This is a genomic window from Borreliella kurtenbachii (assembly GCF_030437945.2).
GTDB classification, from domain to species: domain Bacteria; phylum Spirochaetota; class Spirochaetia; order Borreliales; family Borreliaceae; genus Borreliella; species Borreliella carolinensis.
This window is the reverse complement of the sequence record NZ_CP124058.1, coordinates 787,675-807,247: the sequence shown is the minus strand read 5'-3', so window position 1 is coordinate 807,247 and position 19,573 is coordinate 787,675. Positions and strand designations below refer to the sequence as shown.

The following is a 19,573-nucleotide window of genomic DNA, read 5'->3' as shown; positions in this document are numbered from 1 at the left end:
TTTGAATTTAAATATATTCCTAGCATAAAATGTACAAAAAATCTATTACAAAGCGTGTACTTTATTATTTTTATGAGTAAAAAAATATATGTCAAATAAAAAAATAATATTTTTTACAGGAGGAGGGACTGGGGGTCACGTATTTCCAGGAATATCCATAATACAGACATTAAAAGAACTTGACAATGAAATTGATTTTTTTTGGATAGGCAAAAAAAATTCTATAGAAGAAAAATTAATAAAAGAACAAAATAATATTAAATTTATTTCGGTTCCATGTGGCAAACTTAGGCGTTATTTTTCTTTTCAAAACTTTACTGACTTTTTCAAAGTAATACTCGGAATAATAAAAAGCTTCTACATTTTGCAAAAATATAAACCTCAGATTATCTATGCAACTGGGGGATTTGTTTCAACTCCTGCAATTATTGCATCTAGCTTGCTAAAAATAAAAAGAATAACCCATGAAATGGATCTAGACCCTGGACTTGCAACAAAAATTAACTCTAAATTCACAAATAAAATACACATAAGCTTTAAAGAAAGCGAAAAATACTTCAAAAACCACAAAAACATTGTCTACACAGGATCTCCCATAAGAAGAGAATTTTTAACTCCAAACCCCAAAATCATCAAACAATTGACACAAAACACTGATAAACCAATTATTAGCATACTTGGGGGATCTCTTGGGGCTAATGCTTTAAACAACCTTGCACTCTGTATTAAAAGGGATATTGGAATCTACTTCATCCATCAATCGGGGAAAAACTTAAATGCCTTAAGAGAAGACAATTACCTGAGAAGACAATTTTTTAACGCAGAAGAAATGGCAAGCATAGTTAAATTTTCCAATATAATAATAAGCAGAGCTGGAGCTGGAGCAATAAAAGAATTTGCAAATGCTGGCACATGTGTAATTTTGATTCCATTTAAAAAAGGCTCTAGAGGAGATCAAATTAAAAATGCAAAACTACTAGAAAATCAAAATGCTTGTATTTATATAGACGAAGATGAAATTTTAAATACAAATATTTTAAAAATTATAAAAGAAACTTTAAAAGATAAAGAAAAAATCAACTCTCTTAAAGAAAATATCGAAAAATTCAACAATAAGCATTCTTCAACTTTAATAGCCAAATTACTAATAAAAGATATTAAGGAGACAAAATCTAAATGATAACAAACGATCCTGTAAAAATAACCGGAATAGTAGACATACTAATAATAATAATTTTTACATCTTTAGGATTTAGAGGATTTTTAAGAGGATTTATTAAAGAAATTAGTGGATTTGCTGAGGTTTTTGTTTTAATATTACTGCTTTACAAAAAAACTGAAGAGTTTAGAAGACTGATTGAGCCTATTGTTGAACTATCCTACATTCAAGCACTACTTGTATTTTTTCTGCTCATACATATAGGATTTTTAATCCTACAGGCATTAATAGAGTCAATAATAAGCCAACTTAAATTATTATTCTTTAATAGAATACTGGGCCTAGTACTTGGCCTGCTTGAAGCTTTTGGAATAATTGCAATCGTGGTTTACATAATACACTCACAACAAATATTTAAACCCGAATATTTCCTAAAAGAAAGCAAACTACTTGATTATTTAAACCCTGGAATAAACTATCTCTTTAAAATTTCAAAAACAAAATAAGGAGCCAAAAATGACAATGCTTCCCAAAATTGCCAAAGACATAATAAACGCATATGATCAAAAAATATTGCCAAATGCAATTCTTTTACTAGGAGAAAAATTTTCATCAAAAAAGATCAGCGCTATTGAGATTGCAAAAAAAATATTAAACGGGAAAAACTTAACAAACCCCAATTTACTCATTTTCTCAAATTTCGATACAGTAGAAGCAAAAGCGCATCTTTCTACAAATTCACACCAAATAGCAAATAAATACTTAGAGTATATTAAAACTGTAATTTTCACCAAATGTAATTTCAGTAATGAAAAAAATTTGAAAAAAATAGAGAAAAATATCAACTATATTAATTCTGTTTATTATGAAAAAGAATACAATGAAAAAATAAAAAATGAGCTTATAAAAAATATAGAAAATATAAACAAAGAAATAAATCATAGCATTACTGTTCATGATGTAAAAAAAATTCAAACTTGGATTTTTTCTGAAAAAGTAAAACCAAAGGTAATATACATAAACGAAATCGAAAATTTATCATTCAACGTGCACAATTCACTTTTAAAAATACTAGAAGAGCCACCTTCAAATATTTACTTTATCTTAGCAGCAAGAAATAAAAATAAAATACCAAAAACAATACTTTCAAGACTTAGAGTCTACAATTTCACAAAATCAGAAAGAAACTTAGAAATTCAAAGATTCAAAGAAAGCTTTCTAATAAATAAAGATATAACAATTGAAGAGTATTTTGCCTCATTTTACAAAGAAGAAAGCAAAAAAATAAAAAAAGAATTGATAAAAATTTTAAATATAATAAAAGAAAAAAAATCCATATTTAATCTTGAAGAAAGCGAATTTATAAAAGATGATCAAAGCTTTAAAATATTTTTAAACGAACTTGCAATTAACATTAGAAAAGATTTTTTAGAAAAAAAAATAAACATAAATCAATATCTCAAATACACACAGCATTTAAAAAATATTTACAAATATCGCCCCTATAATCAAAATAAAAAATTAATAATAGAAAACTTGATGCTAAATTATGAGGAGATATGAATAATTTTTTCAAAAAAGCTTTAACAAAGCTAAACAAATTATCTAATGAAGAAAAAACTAAATTTATTGAACAAATTTACAAAAAAATAGAAATATATGACGGAATATTTGCATCAATTAATGAAGGCATCATTGTACTTGACAAACAAAACAATATAATCTACTCAAACAAGATTTTATACCAAATTTTAGCTTTAACGTCTAAATCAAAAATAGAAATTCTTGATGATATTCAAATTCCAATCTTAATAAATTTAATAAAAGAACTAGTTAGAACAGAAGATAAAATAATAGGATTAGAAGTTCCAATCTCAAACAGCATATATATTAAAATTTCATTTATGCCTTATGTAAAAGAAAAAAAACTTGAAGGCAATATTATTTTAATCGAAGACATTAAAGAGAAAAAAAAGAAAGAGGAGCTATTTAGAAGAGTTGAGGCTTTAGCCTCTTTTACAAGACATGCAAGAAATATTGCCCATGAAATCAAAAACCCACTTGGAGCAATCGATATAAATTTACAATTGCTAAAAAAGGAAATTGAAAAAGAAAATATAAAGAATAACAAAGCTGAAAATTATTTTAAAGTAATAAAAGAAGAAATAAACAGAGTAGATAAAATAGTAACAGAATTTTTATTAACCGTAAGGCCAATAAAAATTAACTTACAAGAAAAAGACATTAAACAAGTATTAGGCAGTGTGTGTGAATTGTTAAATCCTGGATTAGAAAACAAAAACATAAAACTATTGCTTAATTTAGACAAAATAAGCAATATTCTCATTGATGAGAAACTGTTAAAACAAGTTATTATAAACATAGTTAAAAATGCAGAAGAAGCATTACTTGAAACAAAAAAAGAAATAAAAAAAATAGAAATTTTTCTTTTCGAAAAAGACAATAAAATACATATCAACATAAAAGATAATGGAAATGGAATAAAAGATGAAGTAAAAGAGGAAATATTTAAACCTCAATTTAGCACAAAAGAAAAAGGAAGTGGAATAGGCCTTACTATTTCTTATAAAATAATAAAAGAGCTTGGGGGTGAAATTTTTATGGAAAGCAAAGAAGGCAAAGGCACTATTTTTACAATTACACTTCCCAAACTAAATAAAAAAAATATTTTAATTGAAGGGTATTGAAAATGAGCAAAATACTTGTAGCTGATGATGAAAAGAATATTAGAGAAGGAATTGCTACTTATCTTGAGGATGAAGGATATTTTGTTTTCACTGCTAGTGACGGAGAAGAGGCTCTTGAAACAATTGAAAATGAAAATCTTGATGTAATAATATCTGACCTGAGAATGCCTCAGATATCTGGAGAAAAATTGCTCAAAATAGTTAAAGAAAAAAACTTAGGAATACCTTTTATTATTCTAACTGCCCACGGAACAGTTGATTCTGCTGTGGATGCTATGAGGGAGGGTGCTTACGATTTTTTAACAAAACCCTTAGACCTTGAAAGACTTTTGCTAATAATAAAAAGATCACTAAATAAAAAAGAAAATAACGATAATGAAAATGCCAATTTAGAAAATATACTAATAAGAAAAGACCTAAAATACTATGAAAAAATCATGGGAAAATCACTATTAATGCAAAAAATTTTTGAACTTGTAATAAAAATAGCAAAATCAAATGCATCTGTTCTTATAACAGGCGAAAGCGGTGTTGGCAAAGAAATAATAGCGGATGCTATTTTTGATCTTTCAAATAGAAATGACAAACCATTTATAAAAGTAAATTGCGCTGCACTTTCTGAAAGCATTCTTGAAAGCGAACTTTTTGGCCATGAAAAAGGAGCATTCACTGGAGCAATTTCCCAAAAAAAAGGCAGATTTGAACTTGCAAACAAAGGCACAATTTTCCTTGATGAGATAGCAGAAATTTCGCCTGAAATTCAAGTTAAACTTTTAAGAGTACTGCAAAACAAAACCTTTGAACGTGTTGGGGGAGAAACTACAATTAAAGTTGATATCAGGCTTCTGGCTGCAACAAACAAAAACATTGAAGAGGAAATTAAAAAGGAAAAATTTAGAGAAGATTTATTTTATAGATTAAATATTATTAATATAAACATACCGCCTTTAAGAGAGAGAAAAGATGATATATCTTATTTAACAAACATACTAATAAAAGACGTTGCAAAAGAAAACAACAGAGAAGAAAAAACTCTTTCTAATGATGCAATGAAAGCTCTCTATTATTACGATTGGCCAGGAAATATTAGAGAATTAAAAAATGTACTTGAAAGCGCATTAATATTATCAAAGGGCAAACAAATCACTAAAGAAGATTTACCAGTAAAAATCAAAAATAATGAAAATCTTATATTTAAAATAACACTACCAATAGGAATTAGCCTAAAAGAGGCCGAAAAAGAAATAATAAAACAAACGCTTTTTCATTCTAAAAACAACAAGAGCAAATGCGCTGAAATACTAAAAATAGGAAGAAAAACTTTACACAATAAAATAATCGAATATCACATTGATCAATAAGATTTATTTTAAATTATTACATTATTAAATTATAATAAATACAAAAAAATAACATTGCTTTAAATTAAATGTATAGTTTTGAAACCAAAAAATTTTTTAATACCAATAATTATATTAAAATGAAACACTTTCTTTTAAAATCTTGGTGTAAAAGTGTAAAAATATTTTTATCAAACAAATAATTATATACTATTATTTATTAATAATCAATACAATTTGATAATATCATATATTTAGCTGGCTTGCAACTAGCTTTATTTTAAAACCTTCAAGGGGTTAATGGGAATATTTTTTTTTAATATTTCAAAGTGTAAATGAGGCCCCGTTGAACGCCCCGTTTGCCCTACTCTTCCAAGAAATTCACCCGATTTAACAAAATCCCCTATCTTTACAGAATATGAATTTAAATGCCCATAAAGAGATTTAATATTATTTTTATGACCAACTACAACAAAATTACCATAAAGATCGTTGTATCCAACTTCAATGACTACTCCAGAAGAAGAAGAATACACTTCCGTATTCATTGGAGCTGCAAGATCTATTCCCGTATGAAAACTTTTATTGCCGGTAAAAGGATCATTTCTAAAACCAAAATCAGAACTAACAATAAATTTTTTTAAAGGAAAAATAAAGTTGGCATTTAAGAAAAAAAGCAACTCTGTGCCTGAAAAAAGTCCAAAATCCGGGTTTTTGACAAAATCAAAAAAATAAAATTCATAAACTCTATCATTCCTTTTAATTTTTACCTTTTCAGCTTTAGTAAGATCTCTTGTTGCTAAAAGCAAATTATTAAACCTATAATCCTTACTATCAAAAACAAAAACTCCTTTTTTGCTAGGAATAAGAATCTCTTCTCCCACACTCACAACAGGAGAATCTAATAAATTAACAGTAGCAATGCCAGACTGCCATCCATTTATTTTATTGGCAATTTTAAAAAAAGTATCTCCTTTTTTAACTTTATACAAGTAAAAAAACAAGGGAATATGCTGTTTTTTGTTATATTTTAAAACTTTAATTTTAAGATCAGAAAAAACAGGGTCTTTTCTTGAAAAATTTTTTATTTCTGGATAAGAAAAAACACAAATTATATTAAAAAAAATAAAAACTACTTTAAATAACAAAAAAGTTTTACTCATTCATACTACAAATTCTTTTACGATTAATTAATCAAATATAATAAAAAACATAAAAAAAATAAATCCTGTTTGGACTTGCAAATAATAATAAACTGTAATAAACTTTCTCTCAACATGGAGCTAAACGAATACCAAGAAAAAGCAAAAAAAACTGCTAAATACAAAAATAAAAAAGAAGAATTAATTTTAACAACACTTGGTCTTGCTGGTGAAACTGGAGAAGTTGTTGAAAAAATAAAAAAATTGGGAAGAGACAAAAATTACATTATTGATGATGAATATTTAATATCAATTAAAAAAGAGCTTGGGGACGTATTATGGTACCTGTCAAGTTTAAGCAATAATTTGGGCATTACCCTTGAAGATGTTGCCCTTACAAACCTAAGAAAAATACAAAAACGACATGAAAATGGCACAATAAATGGCGAAGGCGATGACAGATAAGACATTTAAATTAAAAATATTAAAAGCCTAAAATAAAAATGCTTAATATTTATATCAAGGGAATCTTACTTGGAATTGCAAACATAATTCCGGGGGTTTCTGGGGGAACACTGGCTTTAATATTAAAAATTTATTACAAAATAATAGACTCTATCTCAGAAATATTAAAACTCACAGAAATTAAAAAAAATTTAATGTTTTTAACTATTTTGGCAACAGGAATGCTAACCTCAATATTACTAACTGCTAAAATATTTAAATATGCTTTTGACAATGGAATAATAGAAGCGCTGCTAATAACATTTTTTATAGGATTAGCATTTGGAAATATGCTAACACTAAAAACAGAAATATCTATAAAAGAAATAAATAGTAATACAAAAATATTAAATAATTTATTGTTTTTTATTGGCATGAGCATTATTGTACTCTTGTTAATAATCAAAGAATCTAATATACAATTGCAAAGTACAATACCTAAAGACAAAAACTCAATAAAATATTACTTATTATTGATATCCTCTGGAACAATAAGCGGAGCATCAATGATCTTACCAGGAATCTCAGGATCTGCAATGCTTTTGCTACTTGGCTTTTATAAAGAAATAATACTTATTATATCTGAATTTAACATTACCCTTATTACAATATTTGCAACAGCTGCAACAATAGGAATAATTACATCAATATTAATAATAAAGAAAATAATAGATAATAACTTAAATAATTTTATTTATTTATCAAAAGGCTTAATTTTTGGATCAATTCTACAAATGATATTAATTGTATTAAAATTGAACTTTAAAATCGGCTTTACATCTTTTGTGTCTTTAGGAATATTATTTACACTGGGAATCTTTATAAACAAAAAATTGGCTGAAAAATCTCAATAAAAAATTAAAAAATACCGAAGACCGGACTTGAACCGGTACGGAGCTTCCTCCTCAGGATTTTAAGTCCTGTGTGTCTACCAATTCCACCACTTCGGCATAGAATAATATAATAAATAATAATATATTGCAATGTCAAGCTAAATAATAAAATAAATATAAAAACTTAATTGATAACTATTTTTTGAGGAAAATTTTCAATAACATAATTGCTATGCAAATAATCTGCAATTACAAACATAAATGAATATAAAGAAACCCTAGCAAAAAAATTAGAAAAAACTCTAAAATCAATTTTATTTGCTAACATTGAAACATTGTTTGAATCATTTATTAAGCTAAAAAACCCATTTTTGATCAATAAATCAAAAATAACAAATTCAGATTCATCTAAAATAAAAATTAATTTATCTATTTGAGCTTTTAAATATAAAATTTGCTCATTAATTTGCAAACTAGCAGGATTTTTAATAAAATCCTTGCTTAAATTATAAATAACAATACCATAGTGATTGCTCTTAAATTTAAAATCCACAAGCAATCCTAATTTTAAATCACAAGAATTTTGCATTACACTTAAAACTTTAATATTTATTTTGTGCTTAGAAAGAATACTAACAGAAAGTTCCTTGCCTTGATCAATAAAATAAGCATTCTTAAAAGTTCCAAATAAAACTCTATTATTAATTAAATCAAGTACATTTTTATTCTCAAGATTCTTAATAATTATCAAATCAAAACTTTGACTTAAAATATTATAAGCAGAATCGAGTAAACCTTGAGAAGAGTCATCATTTAAATTAAAATTTGCAACCTTAAGCTCCAAAACACTAAAATCTGTATCTACAAAATTGCAGGAAAAAAATAAAACATTAAGAAGAAACAAACTCTTCAAGTTGGCATTTTGTCTCAACAACTTCAAATACAAGTCCATACTTTTTTGCAGCGCCACTGTCTAGCCAAAAATCTCTATCAGTATCCTTTTCTATTTTAGAAATTTTTTGACCTGTTTCTTTTGCAATAATATTATTAAGTTCTTTTTTAACTTTATTTAACTCATTAGTGTAAATCTCAATATCTGTAGCAACTCCTTTAAATCCACTCAAAGGCTGGTGCAATAAATACCTGGCAAAAGGTAGTGAAAATCTATTTTCTAATTTTGCTGCCAAAAAAATTAAAGCAGCAGCACTAGCTACAAGCCCTACTCCAACTGTAAAAACTTTAGGCTTAACAAAACGAATCATATTAAAAATAGCAAATCCAGCATCAATATCGCCTCCTTCTGAATCAATGTACACAAATATGGGCTTTTTAAAATCTAAAGCCTCTAACAATAATATTTTTTCCTGGAAAAGCCTAGAAACATCCTTAGTAATCTCACCAGCAACAACTATTGATCTACTCTTTAAAACTAATTTCAATGATTTATCATGCAAAACACAAGCATCATTATCTTCTTTCCCGGCCATAAAACATCCCTTATACAAAAACATAATGATATATTATAATTGAAAATAAAAGGTTTTTAAATGATAAAAAAGCACAAAAATTAAACAATTGCACTTACTCTCTGAAAATAAAAAGACTAATAAATCTTTAATTAAACTTCATCAAAGCCAAAAAATACTCTAAATTTTACAAATAAGTAAAATTCAAAAAGGAGTTTATAATGCATTATGAATTTGCAGTTATTGGGGGAGGAATAGCGGGAAGCACTGTTACTTACGAACTGCTTAAAAGAAATAAAAAAGTAATTCTTTTTGACAATGAAGATACAAAAGCAACAATAGTAGCAGGCGGACTTATTAATCCCATTATGGGTAGGAAAATGAACATTGCTTGGAGAGAACCACATATTTTTGAATTTGCAAAAAATTACTATCAAGAAATTGAAAAAACCATTAAATCTAATTTTTTTATAGAAAAAAATATTTTTAGACCTTTTACTACTGAAAATCAAAAAAATGAACTGATTGATAAACTTAAAAATGATAAAAACATAAAAAACTTTATTTTAAAAATACAAGATGGAAAAATTTACAATTTCTCAAACGACTCTAACGGCGGAATGATAATAAAAGGCGCCAGGATTAATACAAAAATCTATATAAAAAATATTAAAAAATATTTAATCAAAAAAAATTCATATATAAACAAAAATATAGACGAAAATCAAATTAAACTTAAAGAAAATTCTTTCAAAATAGAAGATTTCAAATTTGAAAAATTAATATTTGCAAAAGGATATAAAGAAAAACTCAAAGGATTTTTTTCTTATCTCCCATTTGAGCCTGCAAAAGGAGAAATCATTATATTAGAATGTAACAAATTAAATTTTAAAGAGGTTTACAATAGACACGTATCCTTAATTCACTTAAAGGGCAATAAATTTTACCTTGGGGGGACTTATGAATGGAACACTTGGAATACGCTTACAAATGAATGGGCAAAATTAGAATTATTGGGAAAATTTAAAAAAATAACAAATCTAAAATGCAAAGTTATTGATCAAAAAGCCCACATAAGACCTTCAACCCTTGACAGAGAGCCTTTCTTAGGAGAACACCCCAAGCATAAAAATATCTTCATATTAAATGGATTTGGAACAAGGGGCATATCAATGGCACCATACTTATCTAATTTATTAATTAATAATATTGAAAAAATTGACAAAATTCCAAATCATTATAATATTAAAAGATATGAAAAATACTATAATATTTTGGATCATTCTTAAAATCAAAATTTTCAAATCTATGCTAATACGCGATTATATCTCTTAATATTTCTAAATATTTCTAAATTCAAAAAAAAATAATATAATGTTTAAGTTAAGCTAAAATAATTCTTGTCCAAAGAGAAACTAGAAAGTGAGGCAAAATTTAACAAACCAATTAAAATTAATTAATACTTTCAGAACAAACCAGGAGAATAATCTTTGGGATTCAATATTAACATTATAGGAACTGGAGGAACAAGGCCGCTCCATAACAGATATTTGTCGTCCGTGCTAATCGAATACAATGGGGATAATTTTTTATTCGATTGTGGAGAAGGAACCCAAATGTCTTTAAGAAAGCAAAAAATATCTTGGCAAAAAATAAAAATGATTTGCATTACGCATTTGCATGCTGATCACATCACAGGACTACTCGGAATAGTGATGCTGATGTCACAAAGTGGAGAAACAAGAAAAGACCCATTAATAATTGCTGGGCCTGTTGGAATAAAAAACTATACAAAAGCCAATATAAATATGCTTAAAATATATAAAAATTATGAAATAATTTATAAAGAAATAATCATAAATAAAACCGACAAAATAATATATGAGGACAAAACAAAAAAAATTGAATATACCAAACTAAAACATTCAATAGAATGTGTTGGATATTTATTCATAGAAAAAGATAAGCCTGGAAAATTCAATACAGAAAAAGCAGAAGAGTTAAATATTCCTAAAGGGCCTATTAGAAAAGCCCTACAAGATGGAAAAGAAATATTGGTAAACGGAAAAATTATAAAGCCATCAGAAATACTTGGAAAATCTAAAAAAGGACTAAAAGTTGCATACCTTACAGATACTGGTTATTTTAAAGAACTCATACAACAAATCAAAAATTTTAACCTTGTAATAATTGAGAGTACATTTAAAAATGAGCTAAAAAAGGAAGCAGATAAAAAACTTCACTTAACAGCTGGTGGGGCTGCAAATATTGTCAAGCAAGCAAAAGTTTTACAAACAGGCCTTATTCATTTTAGCGAAAGATATACATTAAGAAAAGATCTTGAAAACTTACTAAAGGAGGCAAAATTGGAATATCCAGACGGAGAAATTTTTTTAACAAGAGATGGGATGAGACTTGAAGCAAATAAAAATAACTTTATTATTAAATAGGAGGGTATATGATAAATGTAGAAAAAGTTACTAAAATGTATGGGCCATTTACAGCACTATTTAATGTTAGCTTTAAGGTTGAAGAAGGCGAAGTGCTTGGAATACTTGGCCCAAACGGAGCCGGAAAGTCCACATTAATCAAAATCTTAACATCATTTCATTATCCAAGCAAAGGTAATGTAAAAATTTTTGGAAAAGACATTGTAGAGCATTCAAAAGAAATACTACAACAAATAGGATATGTTCCTGAAAAACTAGCTCTTTATCCAGAGCTTTCTGTTAAGGAATATTTAAAGTTCATATCAGAAATAAAAGGTGTTAAAAAATTAAAAAAAGAAATTGATAGAGTAATAAGCATATTCAAATTAAAAGAAGTTGAAGATAAGCTGATTTCTCAACTCTCAAAAGGATTTAAACAAAGAGTGGGAATAGCTGGCGCTTTAATAAACAATCCCAAACTTGTAATACTTGATGAGCCAACAAATGGTCTTGATCCAAATCAAATAATTGAATTTAAAGAATTTTTAAGAGAGCTTGCAAAAGAAAGTACAATATTATTCTCTTCACACATACTAAGTGAAGTAGAATCTATTTGTAAAAGAATAATTATTGTCAACAACGGAGTAATTGTTGCTGATGACACAAAAGAAAATATTATTAAAAATAAACTTAAAGAGATTGAAATAGAATTAATAGTTTTAAAAAAATCTGAAAATGAAAAAAAAATTTTCAATAGCAAAAATGATATTTTTACATTAATAAAATTTGAAGAACACGAAAAAGACTTAAATATTTCATTAAAACTATCTCAAGGCAAAACAGAAGAAGATCTCTTTAGCTACATAGTAAAAAATAATATAATCTTAAAAGCAATGATCCCAAAACATGAAAGTCTTGAAAAGATATTTAGCAAATTAACCAAGGAGAGAGAAAAATGAAAATAGATTTAAAGAAATCTTTATCGCTTTCTAAAAAAGAACTAAAAATATTATTTGGAACTCCAACTGCATACGTTGTGATGCTATTTTTTTTAATATTCATAAACTTTTCATTTATTTTTTTATCAGGATTTTTTATTAAAGACAATGCATCTCTTACCTCTTATTTCTCTTCAATGCCTATTATTTTAATGTTGGTACTGCCAGCACTTAGCATGGGAGTATTCTCAGAAGAGCATAAAACAGGAAGCATTGAACTTCTTTATGCTCTGCCGCTAAGCCCTCAAGAGATAGTCTTAGGTAAATTTATTACTCTTAAAATATTTACCTTAATATTATTCTCACTTACCCTACCCCTTACAATAATGACAATTTTCATGGGTGAATTTGATCTTGGAATAATATTTCTTCAATACCTAGGAATAATTCTTTATTCTCTCTCAGTGCTAAGCATGGGAACATTTATATCCTCTATTACAAAAAGCCAAATAGTCTCTTACATTCTAACCGTATTTACACTGATATTAATATTATTTTCTGGAAAATTGGTTATGATATTCGGAAAAGAAAATATAATAGGAGAAATGCTTAATTTTGTTTCAATAACTAATCACTTTAGCTATTTTAATATGGGCATATTAAACTTATCAGACTTTATTTATTTTATTACATTCACAATCACATTTCTAATACTAAGCACACACAGCATAACACTAAAAAAATGGAGATAAATTTATGAAAAATAAAGAAAATGAAGTTTTAAACCTAACACTGAACCTTACAATAATCTTTTTGATTTTTTGTAATATATCTATTTTCATTTTTAAAATAGACTTTACAAAACACAAAGCTTTTACAATATCTAAAGTTACAAAAAATTTGTTCTCAAGTGCAAATGAAACAATATATATAACATATTACAATTCGGGAAGCCTTGAAAACTATTTTGCTTTTCCAAGCCAAGTAAAAAATTTTTTAATAAGTTTTTCTGATGCTTCAAAAGGTAAGGTAATTTACAAAGAACTTGACGCTGATAAAATTTCAACACCATTAGAGCACATTGGCATTCCTTCTCAGCAAATCGATTTAAGAGATATTAATCAGCTCTCAATACTTAAAATATATTCAGGAATTGAGATTATTTACGAGGGCAAAAGAGAAGTAATACCGGTTGTAACAGAAATTAGTAATTTAGAATATGACCTTGCAAATGTACTTGACAAACTAATAAACAATACAAAAAAAGTTTTAGGACTTGCTTTTGGAGACAGCACTTTAAAAGAAGCACACAAAAACTTTTCCGAAATAATGAAAAAAGCATTTGGAATTGAAATAAAAGAGATAGATTTAAAAACTGAAAAATTAGAAGACATTAGAAAAGATATAAATGGATTATTCATTATTGGTGCTAAAGAAATTGATAAAGAAATTGCAAAAAAAATTGACGATTTTGTTGTTAATGATGGAAAAATATTTGTTGCAACAAGTGCAATTGACTACAATCCTCAAAATCCATATGGCATAGCTCCTATTAAATCCGGCCTATTTGATCTATTTGAAAGTTATGGTATAAAATACAACGATAATATTATTCTTGATAAAAGAGCACCCACAATCTTTTTGGGTGGCAATTTCCAAACTTACTATCCATGGATTTTAATAGACAAAAGCAATATTATAAAAAAAGACATGCCATTACTTAAAAATTTTTATACCGCTACAATTCCTTGGAGCAGCTCATTAGAACTTATAAAAAAAGACGAAACAGAAGTAAAATTTTTACCTCTATTTGCAAGCTCCAAACAATCATGGCAAGTTAAAGAGCCTAATCTTTCAAACATATCTTTGAATGCATTTGAAATTCCAAATAAATTTGAAGAGAATAAAATTAAAATACTAGGATATGCAATTGAAGGGAAAATTAAAAGTCCTTATAAAGATCAATATTCCAAAAATTCTAAAATAATCCTAACAGGATCAAGCATGATATTTAGTGATTATATGTACAACGGTTCTCCATCAAACTTTGAACTATCAGGAAGAATTTCAGATTATTTAATGCAAAAGGAAGAATTTTTTAATATTAAGTCCAGAGAAGTACGAGCTAAATTAAAATTTGCAAGCTCTTCAAACGAAATGGTCAATGCAAAGTTTTCATTAATAATTGTTAACTTAATTATTCTTCCAACAATAATATTAATATTTGGACTTGTTAGATTTACTAGAAAAAGAAAAACAAATTAATAAGAACAAAGGAGTATTTATGACAAAACCAAAAATATTCTCAATCAATAAAGAAAAAATAAAAATATTGACAATAATAGTGTTAACATCTACATTCTTATTGGGAATAATTTTTTCAAATGAAAATAAAGTAGCAAGGATCCTGGAAGAAAAATTCTTTGATTTTGATTTTAATTTAATTTCTAAAATTGAAACAGAGCTTGAAGGAACACTAACAAAACTTGGCAAAGATTGGATGCTAACATACAATAAACAAAATATTCCTGTTGACAATAAAAAAGTTAACTCTCTAATTAAAGCATTAGACGAGCTTCAAAAAAATAAACTTGTAAGCAGAGATCAAAAAAAACACAAAGAACTGGGAATTGGGGAAAACCCAAGTTTTAAATTATTTGACAATAATAACAAACTGTTAACAGAAATTTTTGTTGGAAAATCAGGAGAAGGCGATTCAAGACTAGCATACATTAAAGGCAGCGACGAAAATGTTTACTTAACAAAAAACATTTTCTTATCATATAAAGGAAATTCTTACAATACATTCTCAGATACTGCATTATTCCAAGAAAAAAACACAAAATTAGAAACTTTATCATTCAAAATAATAAGAAAATTAAACAAAGAAAATGAAAATAATATAAATAATAACTATGAAATTACCACTAAAGATGGCCTTTATTTTTTAAATAACCAAAAAATGATAAAGGAAAGGCCTTTAAATATTATTGCTGAATTTAAAGCTGATGGACTTGAAATTGATAAATCTAAAATAGATGACTACAATCTTCAGTACAGAATTCAAGTCCAATGGAGCAATAAAAGTGTCAATAATATTGAAGTTTATTTTAATAAAAAAGAAGAAAATGACAAAGACATATTAATTAAAAAAGATAAAGATGAATATTACTACACTACTAGCAAATGGACTTTTTTTGATGTATTTGACTTAGAAAAAAAATTATTAGAAAAAGATAATACTTCTAGCAATGATAATCAAAAAGATCACCATGAACATCACAACAATGCAGATTAATCTTGCTTATATATAAAAAGCATAAAAATAAATATAATTAAAATGTAACCATGACAAAAACAACATTTTATCAAAAGATAAGATGTTGTTTGGCTTTACTGATAATATCTTTTAAACCAAACTTAATAAGTTAAAACAAGAACACCCCAAGCTATCAAAAATTAATTTAAGAATTAAGAATTTTTGTAAAAAATAGAATTTAAACGAATGGATTTTTAACCTTTGGTAAGTAAAAATTTAACTTTTTTTAAAACTTCATACTCTTGTTTAATTTTAAAAATATTTCTATTAGGATTTAACTCAAGCTCACTTTCTACTCTATCAATAAAATTTATTAATATGGCTTTTTCATCGCTACTTAGCGCAACATTATTTAAAGATTCTTGCGCATTAAATTTGCTCACAACCCTTTCAACATCCTTAAAATTAAAATTAGAAGGATCCTTAGTTGTGTTTTGAGAGCTGGACTTTTTATAATTAGCAAAATCATTGCTTTGGTTTTGATCTGCCTCATCACTCAAATGATCATGCGAATCTTTCTCTCCATCATTAGAAAAAGACCCCTCGGCAACCTTAGAGCCTAGGTCCTCTTTTAAAATATTTTCAAAGTCATCAAATTCTTTTAGCTCAAAACGCTCACCAGAGCTCTCAAGAATCGCACAATTGCTACCATTCTCATGCTTAATGTTTCCATTCTCATCAATCAAATCTAAACGTTGTTTATTATCTGTAAAGCTCTCCAATTTTTCACTGTGATCGTTATTATTATTTAACTCAATATTTTCTGTGGACACATTATCACTGCCAGCATTAATATCTTCTTTTTTTAAAATATTATTATTAGACAAATTATCATCCACATGAAAATTGCTAGTCAAGCTTAAATCTTTATCTCTATTAAATTTAACATCGTGCTGAACTTCTTCATTTTCTTTTGGGACATAATTGATACCTTCAAGAAGCGCATCTAATTCTTCTTGACCAATAGAAATATTAGGCAAATTATCTTCTTTCTTAGGAAATGAGTCATCTGTCTCAGATGACTTTTTTTCAAAAGCCTTAGAATCATAAGAAATAAAATCTCTTTGAACAAGCTTAAGACTATTGTCAAGCATTTCTTTTTCAACTCTCTCAACACGAAGCTCAACGTCCTTTAAACAATTAATCAACTCGCCATGCCTTTCTTTTAATATGTTATCGAGTTTTAACAGCTTTTCGTCTAAAAAAGTTTTAAGATTATCTGAAGTTGTAGGAACAATATCAACAGATTCACCTCTTAAAAATACCTTTTCAATATCAAAATCAACTTCCTTGGGACCTTCCTTGATAAAAAAAATACTTTCCTTCATGCCAAACTTGCTCTCCGAAACTACTAATAGAACTACAATCTAAACCAACTTTAACTACTTGTAAATATAGTATATTAAGAATATAATTACAAGCTATATGACCATTTATAAAAAAATTGCAATGTCTTTTTACTCAGGAATACTAAGCTATTTTATAATAGCTCCCATATTTGGAGAGAGAGGATTTGTTAATTATCAAAAATTGGATAACAACTTAATATTAATAAAAAATCACATCGAAAAACTAAAAGAAATTCAAAAAGAATTAAAAGCAAGATATATTAATCTACAAGTATCTAAATCAGAAATTCTAAAAGAAGCTAAAAAATTGGGCTACTACCCAAAAAACTCAACAGTAATAAAAACTAACACCAATAAAGATCAATATAACCAAGGGCAAATATTAAACTTACAAAAGCCCCTTTCCAAGAATCAAAATTTTTACCTTATATCAATAGCAATAGGTTTAATTTATTATTTTTTATCAAGTTGCATTATCCAAACCAAAAAAAATATAAAAAGCAATAAACCTGCCTCCAACAACCCGAAGGATTAGTCTTTATTGAAAATATTTATTTTTAAAAATATAATATATTTATTAATTAATTTAATTTTTGCATCATTTTTTTGCGTATCCTTAGTAAATTTTTTTTCAAATGAACCCCAGTATAATCCTTTTGTTAAAACAAATATCCTAAAAAATTACTTACAATATATTGGAATATATAAAAGTATAGAAAGATACTCCCTGATACATAACCTTAATCCTAAATCAAAATTAGAAAAAGATTGCTTTTTAAAACATATAGCCGGCAATTCATATATAATATACAAAACAAAAAATCAAGGAATACTGTGGGGTAAGCATCGATATTCTTTGCTAAGTAAAGGAAAGCCAACTACTAAAATAATTTTTCAAAAAATATTCAATACTTTAAAAGTCTCAATTCCGGGCGCCTTGCTCTCTTATATTGCAGCAATAGTCCTTATTATAATTTGGAAAATTTACATAAAAAACAACCTAATAAATAATATTCTAGAATATTTAATGTTATTACTCCACTCCATGCCAAGAAACTTAACAGTATTTTTAATATTGTCTTTAATATATTACCTTAATTTAAATCCAAAAAATTTAATAATAGGTGGATTTGCATGGTTTTTTTCATTCTTCATATTTAATTCTGTAATTTTTAAACAATCTCTTGATAAAACTTTATCAGAATTTTACATAAAAGCCGCAAAATCAAGAGGAATAAATAAATTACAAATAATCTTAAAACATGCGTTAATTCCATCAATAACACCGCTGCTCACGAACATGAGACCTATTCTTACAACCGCTTTTTTTGGAGCATCAATGATTGAATCAATGTTTGAAATTGATGGAATCGGAGCATTATATTTAAATGCTTTGAAATTCAATGATTACGCTATTTCTAAAGATTTGATTTTTATTGGAGTTTTCATTATGCTCATTCCAAATATAATAACAGATATTCTAATTTACAAAATCAACCCATATAAGGACACTCTAAGCTAATGAAACCAGATACAATAATAAAAAAAATTTATATCGCACTCTTTACAATATTTATTGTATTGCTAATTATTACTCCATCACTGGTTAATGAAAATTCAAAAATTGCAATCTATAAAAAAGATCCAAATAAAGTTTATTTAAAACCTATTAAAAACATACCTATGCCACCCACAAAAGGCAACCCACTAGGAATCGACAAAATGGGAAGAGATATTATGGCAAGACTAATACTTGCAACCAGAAACTCTATTCTACTTTCACTAAGCTACGCAACAATTTCTGCAATAATTGGAATCTTTATTGGGACAATAATTGGCATGTTTAGTTTTGAAATTAGCATGCTAATTTCAAAACCAATCGAAACATTGCAAACGTTACCTTTTTTTTACATTGTGTCTCTGGTTTTTTATTACTTTTTAAAACAAAAAACTTACAATATGCTTCAAGCAGCAACACTATTGGCCTTGATTCATGGATGGATTAGATTTGCTTTTATTGCAAGAAACAATACATTAATAATAAAAAATTTAGATTATGTTAAAGCCAGTGAAGCTATGGGAGCAAGCAAAATTAGAATAATATTGAATCATATTTTTCCAGAAGTATTCTCATCAATATCATCTATAATCCCACTACAAATGGGAAGAAGTCTTACTACTTTTGAAGTAGTAAGCTTTTTGCAAAAACAAGACAAAAATCTATATCCCAGTCTTGGAGAACTACTAAACTATATGCAAATGGGCAATGAATATCTATGGATATGGATTAATCCCTTAATCATATTAATAGGCATTAACATAATACTAGCAATGATAAATTTTCAGCTGAGAAAAAAAATGAAACATTTAATATCATCTTAAATAA

General features: G+C 26.8%; 20 protein-coding genes and 1 tRNA gene. 16 read left to right on the top strand and 5 right to left on the bottom strand.

Features of this window, described 5'->3' with window-relative positions; all coding sequences use genetic code 11:
- Positions 1 to 88: 88 nt before the first annotated feature.
- The 5 genes from murG to QIA22_RS04410 are packed head-to-tail and all read left to right on the top strand — an operon-like array spanning position 89 to position 5,228.
- Positions 89 to 1,180 carry an undecaprenyldiphospho-muramoylpentapeptide beta-N-acetylglucosaminyltransferase gene (gene murG / locus QIA22_RS04430; RefSeq protein ID WP_301612067.1) on the top strand — a complete coding sequence of 364 codons (1,092 nt, stop codon included), beginning with the start codon at positions 89 to 91 and terminating at the stop codon, positions 1,178 to 1,180.
- Positions 1,177 to 1,665, top strand: coding sequence for a CvpA family protein (locus tag QIA22_RS04425; protein WP_301341887.1), 489 nt, complete (start codon positions 1,177 to 1,179; stop codon positions 1,663 to 1,665). The genes murG and QIA22_RS04425 overlap by 4 nt, the downstream gene beginning before the upstream one ends.
- 10 nt (positions 1,666 to 1,675) lie before the next feature.
- On the top strand, positions 1,676 to 2,722 hold the full coding sequence (locus tag QIA22_RS04420) for a hypothetical protein (RefSeq protein WP_301612066.1): 1,047 nt from the start codon (positions 1,676 to 1,678) through the stop codon (positions 2,720 to 2,722).
- A complete protein-coding gene (locus QIA22_RS04415) occupies positions 2,719 to 3,867 on the top strand; it encodes a two-component system sensor histidine kinase NtrB (protein ID WP_301612064.1) in 1,149 nt (382 codons plus the stop codon). Before QIA22_RS04420 ends, QIA22_RS04415 begins: the two co-directional genes overlap by 4 nt.
- A gap of 2 nt (positions 3,868 to 3,869) precedes the next feature.
- A complete protein-coding gene (locus QIA22_RS04410; RefSeq protein WP_301612061.1) occupies positions 3,870 to 5,228 on the top strand; it encodes a sigma-54-dependent transcriptional regulator in 1,359 nt (452 codons plus the stop codon).
- Between the two features lie 254 nt (positions 5,229 to 5,482).
- On the opposite strand, the gene QIA22_RS04405 is transcribed toward QIA22_RS04410, so the two are convergent.
- Positions 5,483 to 6,370, bottom strand: coding sequence for a LysM peptidoglycan-binding domain-containing M23 family metallopeptidase (locus tag QIA22_RS04405; protein ID WP_301612059.1), 888 nt, complete (start codon positions 6,368 to 6,370; stop codon positions 5,483 to 5,485).
- 114 nt (positions 6,371 to 6,484) lie between these two features.
- Between QIA22_RS04405 and QIA22_RS04400 the strand changes: the two genes are divergently transcribed.
- Complete coding sequence (locus QIA22_RS04400; protein WP_301612058.1) at positions 6,485 to 6,814, top strand: nucleoside triphosphate pyrophosphohydrolase family protein; 330 nt, start codon at positions 6,485 to 6,487, stop codon at positions 6,812 to 6,814.
- 38 nt (positions 6,815 to 6,852) lie between these two features.
- On the top strand, positions 6,853 to 7,707 hold the full coding sequence (locus QIA22_RS04395) for a DUF368 domain-containing protein (RefSeq protein ID WP_301612056.1): 855 nt from the start codon (positions 6,853 to 6,855) through the stop codon (positions 7,705 to 7,707).
- A 12-nt stretch (positions 7,708 to 7,719) separates the two neighbouring features.
- Here QIA22_RS04395 and QIA22_RS04390 read toward each other — a convergent pair.
- The 3 genes from QIA22_RS04390 to QIA22_RS04380 all read right to left on the bottom strand — a co-directional run bounded on the left by QIA22_RS04390 (position 7,720) and on the right by QIA22_RS04380 (position 9,173).
- Positions 7,720 to 7,803 (bottom strand) — tRNA-Leu (locus tag QIA22_RS04390).
- A gap of 67 nt (positions 7,804 to 7,870) precedes the next feature.
- Positions 7,871 to 8,530, bottom strand: a complete 660-nt coding sequence (locus QIA22_RS04385) for a hypothetical protein (protein ID WP_301612214.1) — start codon at positions 8,528 to 8,530, stop codon at positions 7,871 to 7,873.
- Between the two features lie 46 nt (positions 8,531 to 8,576).
- Complete coding sequence (locus QIA22_RS04380) at positions 8,577 to 9,173, bottom strand: ATP-dependent Clp protease proteolytic subunit (protein WP_301612213.1); 597 nt, start codon at positions 9,171 to 9,173, stop codon at positions 8,577 to 8,579.
- 200 nt (positions 9,174 to 9,373) lie between these two features.
- Here QIA22_RS04380 and QIA22_RS04375 point away from each other — a divergent pair, with 200 nt between their 5' ends.
- From QIA22_RS04375 to QIA22_RS04350, 6 genes are all read left to right on the top strand, one after another.
- Positions 9,374 to 10,441 (top strand): NAD(P)/FAD-dependent oxidoreductase, encoded by a 1,068-nt coding sequence (locus QIA22_RS04375; protein ID WP_301612054.1) that lies wholly within the window; start codon positions 9,374 to 9,376, stop codon positions 10,439 to 10,441.
- 201 nt (positions 10,442 to 10,642) lie between these two features.
- On the top strand, positions 10,643 to 11,602 hold the full coding sequence (locus QIA22_RS04370) for a ribonuclease Z (RefSeq protein ID WP_301612053.1): 960 nt from the start codon (positions 10,643 to 10,645) through the stop codon (positions 11,600 to 11,602).
- A gap of 8 nt (positions 11,603 to 11,610) precedes the next feature.
- Positions 11,611 to 12,540 carry an ABC transporter ATP-binding protein gene (locus QIA22_RS04365; RefSeq protein WP_301612052.1) on the top strand — a complete coding sequence of 310 codons (930 nt, stop codon included), beginning with the start codon at positions 11,611 to 11,613 and terminating at the stop codon, positions 12,538 to 12,540.
- Positions 12,537 to 13,271 (top strand): ABC transporter permease, encoded by a 735-nt coding sequence (locus QIA22_RS04360; RefSeq protein ID WP_301612051.1) that lies wholly within the window; start codon positions 12,537 to 12,539, stop codon positions 13,269 to 13,271. The genes QIA22_RS04365 and QIA22_RS04360 overlap by 4 nt, the downstream gene beginning before the upstream one ends.
- Positions 13,272 to 13,275: 4 nt before the next feature.
- Positions 13,276 to 14,784, top strand: coding sequence for a GldG family protein (locus QIA22_RS04355; RefSeq protein WP_301612050.1), 1,509 nt, complete (start codon positions 13,276 to 13,278; stop codon positions 14,782 to 14,784).
- A gap of 19 nt (positions 14,785 to 14,803) precedes the next feature.
- Complete coding sequence (locus QIA22_RS04350) at positions 14,804 to 15,817, top strand: DUF4340 domain-containing protein (protein WP_301612049.1); 1,014 nt, start codon at positions 14,804 to 14,806, stop codon at positions 15,815 to 15,817.
- Positions 15,818 to 16,032: 215 nt separating this feature from the next.
- On the opposite strand, the gene QIA22_RS04345 is transcribed toward QIA22_RS04350, so the two are convergent.
- Complete coding sequence (locus tag QIA22_RS04345; RefSeq protein WP_301612047.1) at positions 16,033 to 17,166, bottom strand: hypothetical protein; 1,134 nt, start codon at positions 17,164 to 17,166, stop codon at positions 16,033 to 16,035.
- A gap of 97 nt (positions 17,167 to 17,263) precedes the next feature.
- Between QIA22_RS04345 and QIA22_RS04340 the strand changes: the two genes are divergently transcribed.
- From QIA22_RS04340 to QIA22_RS04330, 3 genes are read left to right on the top strand one after another with little or no spacing between them, the layout of a single operon-like run.
- Positions 17,264 to 17,722 (top strand): septum formation initiator family protein, encoded by a 459-nt coding sequence (locus QIA22_RS04340; RefSeq protein ID WP_301612045.1) that lies wholly within the window; start codon positions 17,264 to 17,266, stop codon positions 17,720 to 17,722.
- Between the two features lie 6 nt (positions 17,723 to 17,728).
- Complete coding sequence (locus QIA22_RS04335) at positions 17,729 to 18,709, top strand: ABC transporter permease subunit (protein ID WP_301612044.1); 981 nt, start codon at positions 17,729 to 17,731, stop codon at positions 18,707 to 18,709.
- Positions 18,709 to 19,569: an ABC transporter permease subunit gene (locus QIA22_RS04330; RefSeq protein ID WP_301612043.1), complete on the top strand. Its 861-nt coding sequence runs from the start codon at positions 18,709 to 18,711 to the stop codon at positions 19,567 to 19,569. Before QIA22_RS04335 ends, QIA22_RS04330 begins: the two co-directional genes overlap by 1 nt.
- Positions 19,570 to 19,573 lie beyond the last annotated feature (4 nt).

What these genes read in the sequence shown, in the direction of transcription:
- QIA22_RS04410 (WP_301612061.1), top strand. Translation starts at nt 3,870, where the DNA reads ATGAGCAAAATACTTGTAGCTGATGATGAAAAGAATATTAGAGAAGGA.
- QIA22_RS04330 (WP_301612043.1), top strand. Translation starts at nt 18,709, where the DNA reads ATGAAACCAGATACAATAATAAAAAAAATTTATATCGCACTCTTTACA.
- QIA22_RS04405 (WP_301612059.1), bottom strand. Translation starts at nt 6,370, where the DNA reads ATGAGTAAAACTTTTTTGTTATTTAAAGTAGTTTTTATTTTTTTTAAT.
- QIA22_RS04350 (WP_301612049.1), top strand. Translation starts at nt 14,804, where the DNA reads ATGACAAAACCAAAAATATTCTCAATCAATAAAGAAAAAATAAAAATA.
- murG (WP_301612067.1), top strand. Translation starts at nt 89, where the DNA reads ATGTCAAATAAAAAAATAATATTTTTTACAGGAGGAGGGACTGGGGGT.
- QIA22_RS04380 (WP_301612213.1), bottom strand. Translation starts at nt 9,173, where the DNA reads ATGGCCGGGAAAGAAGATAATGATGCTTGTGTTTTGCATGATAAATCA.
- QIA22_RS04395 (WP_301612056.1), top strand. Translation starts at nt 6,853, where the DNA reads ATGCTTAATATTTATATCAAGGGAATCTTACTTGGAATTGCAAACATA.
- QIA22_RS04420 (WP_301612066.1), top strand. Translation starts at nt 1,676, where the DNA reads ATGACAATGCTTCCCAAAATTGCCAAAGACATAATAAACGCATATGAT.
- QIA22_RS04340 (WP_301612045.1), top strand. Translation starts at nt 17,264, where the DNA reads ATGACCATTTATAAAAAAATTGCAATGTCTTTTTACTCAGGAATACTA.
- QIA22_RS04375 (WP_301612054.1), top strand. Translation starts at nt 9,374, where the DNA reads ATGCATTATGAATTTGCAGTTATTGGGGGAGGAATAGCGGGAAGCACT.
- QIA22_RS04365 (WP_301612052.1), top strand. Translation starts at nt 11,611, where the DNA reads ATGATAAATGTAGAAAAAGTTACTAAAATGTATGGGCCATTTACAGCA.
- QIA22_RS04360 (WP_301612051.1), top strand. Translation starts at nt 12,537, where the DNA reads ATGAAAATAGATTTAAAGAAATCTTTATCGCTTTCTAAAAAAGAACTA.
- QIA22_RS04415 (WP_301612064.1), top strand. Translation starts at nt 2,719, where the DNA reads ATGAATAATTTTTTCAAAAAAGCTTTAACAAAGCTAAACAAATTATCT.
- QIA22_RS04425 (WP_301341887.1), top strand. Translation starts at nt 1,177, where the DNA reads ATGATAACAAACGATCCTGTAAAAATAACCGGAATAGTAGACATACTA.
- QIA22_RS04355 (WP_301612050.1), top strand. Translation starts at nt 13,276, where the DNA reads ATGAAAAATAAAGAAAATGAAGTTTTAAACCTAACACTGAACCTTACA.
- QIA22_RS04400 (WP_301612058.1), top strand. Translation starts at nt 6,485, where the DNA reads ATGGAGCTAAACGAATACCAAGAAAAAGCAAAAAAAACTGCTAAATAC.
- QIA22_RS04345 (WP_301612047.1), bottom strand. Translation starts at nt 17,166, where the DNA reads ATGAAGGAAAGTATTTTTTTTATCAAGGAAGGTCCCAAGGAAGTTGAT.